This is a genomic window from Arthrobacter sp. SPT-J7 (assembly GCF_059089965.1).
Genome location: NZ_JBNHFF010000263.1, coordinates 1 through 4174 on the forward strand (window position 1 = coordinate 1; position 4174 = coordinate 4174).

The window sequence follows — 4174 nt, forward strand, 5'->3', positions numbered from 1 at the left end:
GCCGGCCAACAAGGCGTTCCCGTCTGCGGGTCTCGTGGGCCAGTTCCCGGGCGATAGGACTGGAATCATCAATTGCATCGATAATATTGGCTCTACCTGAGGAAGTTGTTTCACGTGAAACCAGCGTGGGTGACGGAGCCGCTACCGACCGCGGTTGAGTTCGCAAAAGCGCGGAGGCACCTGAAGCAGCACCAGCGAGAGAACGTGCTGACCCCAATGACACGAACGGCGGTATCCGTTGCGTGGAGGCTTCGCTACTGGTCACTGGGCACACTCACTCTCGTTCAGCTATTTTTGCTGCCGTTGACTAGCCTAACTGCTTACCCCGGCAGACTGTGGCCGCCGGGCCTACCCTAGGCCTTCTTTTGGGACTTGTTTACAACGATGCGTACTACGGTGGTGGGCTCTTCGAGCAAGTTGTCGCCAACGGTGATTACAGAGGTTTGAACGCCACCCAGTTTGCGGATAACCTTCGCTGCCTTCTCGATTTCCTCAGCGGCACTGCGGCCCTTGATAGCCACCACTTCTCCGCGGCCGCCCAGCAGGGGAATGGTGAGGCCGGCGAGGTTACTCAGAGCAGATACTGCCCGTGCTGTCACGACGTCGGCCTCCACGTGGCCAACTGCAAGTTCAGCCCTGGTCCTCATCACCGCTACATTGTCCAGGCCCAGATCATCAATCACTTCCTGGAGCCAGATCACCCTGCGCTCCAGCGGTTCGATCAGGGTCAGCTCGAGGTCGGGACGTGCGATCGCGAGGCACAGACCCGGCAGCCCGGCGCCGCTGCCGACGTCGGCAACGTGGCTTCCCTGGGCAACCTCACTTTCGATGACGGCACAATTAAGAACATGCCGCCCCCACAACCGGGGGATCTCCCGTGGCCCGATAAGCCCCCGCTCGGTTCCGGAGGTGGCGAGGTGTTCCACATAGCGTTGTGCGAGGTCCAGGCGGTCGCCAAAAATCTTTTCAGCTGCCAGAAGCTCAGCTGCCGTAATGTCAACCATGATTAGCGGATCCGCAATTCTCTAGTCTGCGGATACAACAATATGACGTCCGGCGCCTTCGCCCTCGGACTCGCTCACCAGGCCCAGGTCAGCAACCGCATCGTGAACAATCTTCCGCTCGTAGGCACTCATCGGTTCCAGGGCAACAGCTTGGCCGGTCTTCTTTACAGCGGCCGCTGCATCCTCGGCAATCTTCTGCAAGTGGCCGGTACGTTCCCGCCGGTAGCCGTTGATGTCCAGGACCAGCCGGGAGCGGTTTTCCGTTGCTGACAGGACAGAGAGCCGGGTCAGTTCCTGAAGGGCTTCCAGAACTTCGCCGTCCTCGCCCACCAGGTTGTCCAGGCTATCGGACTCTTCCTCGGTGACGATGGAGATGTAGGTTCGGCCGTTGCGGACCTCGATGTCAATGTCGCCGTCGATATCTGCAATGTCCAGCAGTTCCTCGAGGTAGTCCGCGGCAACGTCCCCTTCTTCCTCCAACCGGCTGGCTGAAGAAATCTTGGAGGCGGAGATGTCCTGGGCAGCGGACTCGTCCTGATCGTCGATGATCTCTTCGGAAAGGGCGTGTTCGGTACTCTCGGCTGACATTACTTCTTCTTCCTGTTCTTGCGTTGTGGCTGAATGCGCTGTCCCTTGGCCTGCGCAACGGCTGCAGCGGCTGCAGCGGCGTCGGCGTCCTCGTCCTTCTTGCCACTGAGAATCGAGAGGGCCGGCAGGCCCTTGGCGGCACGGCGCTCGGCGAGGGCCTTGGCTGCGGGGGATCCCGGCGTCGGCATGCGGCGGATAACAAAGAACTGCTGGCCCATGGTCCAGAGGTTGGTGGTGGTCCAGTAAATCAGGACACCGATGGGGAAGTTGATGCCACCAACACCGAAGACGATGGGCAGGATGTAAAGCATCATCTTCTGCTGGCGCATGAAAGGGCTGGCCATCGCTTCTTCAGACATGTTCTTGGCCATGATCTGCTTCTGTGTGATGAACTGCGAGGCGGTCATAGCGAGGATCATCACGATTGACAGGATCCAGACTGCTGTCAGGTTTCCTTCGCCGCCGTGCAGCAACGACGCAGACAGCGTGGCGCCGAAGATGGTGGAATCATCGAACTGGACCACCTGTTCGTGGCTCATGGCACCGATACCCTCGCCGCGGTCCCGCGCGGTAGAGATGCCCGAGAGCACCGTGAACAGCGCAAAGAAGAACGGCATCTGGATCAGCATGGGGAGGCACGCAGAGAACGGGTTGGTCCCATGTTTCTTGTACATGGCCATCTGTTCCTGTGCCATGGCCTGGCGGGACAATTGGTCAGTCTTGCCCTTGTACTTGTCCTGGAGCTTCTTCAGGTCCGGCTGGAGCAGCTGCATACCGCGCTGGGCTTTGATCTGCTTCACGAACACAGGGATAAGTGCGGCACGGATCACCAGCACCAGGCCGATGATGGACAGAGTCCAGGTCCAGCCGGAGGCCTCCGGCATGCCGATGGTGCTCAACCCCTCATGGAAGCCCACCATGATGATGGACACAAGCCACTTGAAAGGAAACATGATTGTTTCAAAGAAGTCCATACTTATCCCTATTCGTCAGGCCGCAGTGCGGCCTTCTCCATCAGTCCGAGCAGCCAGGTACTTGTCCGGGTTGTTCAGCACAACAATTGTGGGGGTCTGGCTTAAGGGCCATTCCCGGCGGCCGGCGGGGACATGGTCCACACCACCGGCATTCCATGGATGGCAGCGGCCGAGACGGCGGAGGGCAAGCCAGCTCCCCTTGACGGCACCATGGACGGTTATCGCTTCAAGGGCATAGGCCGAGCATGAAGGAAAAAATCGGCAGACCTGGCCATACAAGGGAGAGACCACCTTGCGGTAGGCCTTCAAAAGAAGAATGAAGATATTCCGGGGCAGGTTCCAGAGGAATCTCCCGGCAGCGGCAGCAACAGGATGGAAATAGGTGACGACGACGGCGGTGGCGTTACGCACGCGGTGTCCCCTCCTGTGTTGTACCGGCCGAACCTTTAGCAGCAGCCCGCGAAGGGCGGCCGGCCAACCGGGTCATGGTCGCTGCCAAGGCGGCGTTGTAATCCGACAAGAGCTGATCCCAGCTTGCGGACGCGGACGCAGGAAGCGCCCGGACCACTATGGCAAACCCGGTACCGTACTCGCGCAGCGAGGCAGCACCTGCTTCTCTCAGTCTCCTCTTAACGAGGTTCCTGACCACAGCGTTCCCGACACCCTTGGAAACAATGAACCCGATCCGGCTGGGTTCGTCAGCAGCAATGGCTGCCGTATATAACACTACGTTCCGGCGTCCATTGCGGACACCGGAACGTACAGTTGTTGAAAAATCGGTTGCAGTCCTCAAACGGTTGCGGGTGGCCAGCACCTTAAACTCGCAAAGAAATGTCTACCGAAGAGTCAGTATTTAGGCCGACAGCTCGGTACGGCCCTTGCCACGACGGGCTGCCAGGATGGCGCGGCCGGCACGGGTACGCATACGAAGGCGGAAGCCGTGCTTCTTGGCTCGACGGCGGTTATTCGGCTGAAAAGTCCGCTTGCTCACGTTAGTTACTCCAGTGGATCAAAGGTGCGCCCACCCGATCAGTAAAGGGGAAGAACTGGCCGACGCTAAGTTTTGTATATGCACGCTTCCCCCGGCTGCCCAAACGCACTGCGTCTAAGAGATTCAGATGGGGCCAAAAAGCGGACACAAAGGACTTCACAACGTTAGGGCAATCTAAGCCCCCGAGTCAAACCGGAGCAGGGTGCAGGCGATATCCACAACTGTGGCGAAGTGGCCCTTGCAGCCTGTGGATGAAGTGGCTCACATGGCTGCTTTAAGAACCACAACGGTGTAATTATCCACAAGCTACTTGCCAGCTATCTTCTAGGCTTTTCATCCCCTAGAGTGGCCCAGTAGCCGATTATCCACGTGCTGTGCATAACCCTGTGGATGAAGCTGAACCCATCCTGGTTCGTGACTTGCGGCTGCAGGCAATGCAGGCAAAGCAAGTTTTGAGGGAACCGATTGATGACAGTAGACGAAGCCAACCACGCCAATACTGTCGGAAGTTCCTGGCGGCGGGTTATCACCCTGCTGGAGCAGGACCACCGCGTCACACCGCGGCAGCGTGGCTTCGTCATCCTCGCCCAGCCGCAGGGCCTGATCGGCTCTACCCT

At 59.0% G+C, this 4174-nt stretch carries 6 protein-coding genes and 2 pseudogenes; 1 reads left to right on the plus strand and 7 read right to left on the minus strand.

What is annotated here, in order from left to right; all coding sequences use genetic code 11:
* From AC5RWX_RS30925 to rpmH, 7 genes and pseudogenes are all read right to left on the minus strand, one after another.
* A pseudogene (locus AC5RWX_RS30925) lies at positions 1–265 on the minus strand (ParA family protein); the annotation flags it as partial.
* A gap of 88 nt (positions 266–353) precedes the next feature.
* Positions 354–1004 (minus strand): 16S rRNA (guanine(527)-N(7))-methyltransferase RsmG, encoded by a 651-nt coding sequence (gene rsmG, locus AC5RWX_RS30930; RefSeq protein ID WP_494100025.1) that lies wholly within the window; start codon positions 1002–1004, stop codon positions 354–356.
* Positions 1005–1025: 21 nt separating this feature from the next.
* Positions 1026–1592, minus strand: coding sequence for a Jag family protein (locus tag AC5RWX_RS30935; RefSeq protein ID WP_494100026.1), 567 nt, complete (start codon positions 1590–1592; stop codon positions 1026–1028).
* Entirely contained in the window at positions 1592–2566 is a 975-nt protein-coding gene (gene yidC / locus AC5RWX_RS30940; protein ID WP_494100027.1) for a membrane protein insertase YidC, read from the minus strand. The genes AC5RWX_RS30935 and yidC overlap by 1 nt, the downstream gene beginning before the upstream one ends.
* 15 nt (positions 2567–2581) lie before the next feature.
* Positions 2582–2977, minus strand: a complete 396-nt coding sequence (gene yidD, locus AC5RWX_RS30945) for a membrane protein insertion efficiency factor YidD (protein ID WP_494100028.1) — start codon at positions 2975–2977, stop codon at positions 2582–2584.
* Positions 2970–3380 (minus strand): ribonuclease P protein component, encoded by a 411-nt coding sequence (gene rnpA / locus AC5RWX_RS30950; protein ID WP_494100029.1) that lies wholly within the window; start codon positions 3378–3380, stop codon positions 2970–2972. Before rnpA ends, yidD begins: the two co-directional genes overlap by 8 nt.
* 39 nt (positions 3381–3419) lie before the next feature.
* Positions 3420–3557: a 50S ribosomal protein L34 gene (gene rpmH / locus AC5RWX_RS30955; protein WP_003800212.1), complete on the minus strand. Its 138-nt coding sequence runs from the start codon at positions 3555–3557 to the stop codon at positions 3420–3422.
* Between the two features lie 468 nt (positions 3558–4025).
* Between rpmH and AC5RWX_RS30960 the strand changes: the two are divergent.
* Positions 4026–4174, plus strand: a pseudogene (locus AC5RWX_RS30960) (chromosomal replication initiator protein DnaA); the annotation flags it as partial.

Excerpts from the sequence above, each read along its gene's own strand:
- rsmG (WP_494100025.1), bottom strand. The coding sequence starts at position 1,004 with ATGGTTGACATTACGGCAGCTGAGCTTCTGGCAGCTGAAAAGATTTTT.
- yidC (WP_494100027.1), bottom strand. The coding sequence starts at position 2,566 with ATGGACTTCTTTGAAACAATCATGTTTCCTTTCAAGTGGCTTGTGTCC.
- AC5RWX_RS30935 (WP_494100026.1), bottom strand. The coding sequence starts at position 1,592 with ATGTCAGCCGAGAGTACCGAACACGCCCTTTCCGAAGAGATCATCGAC.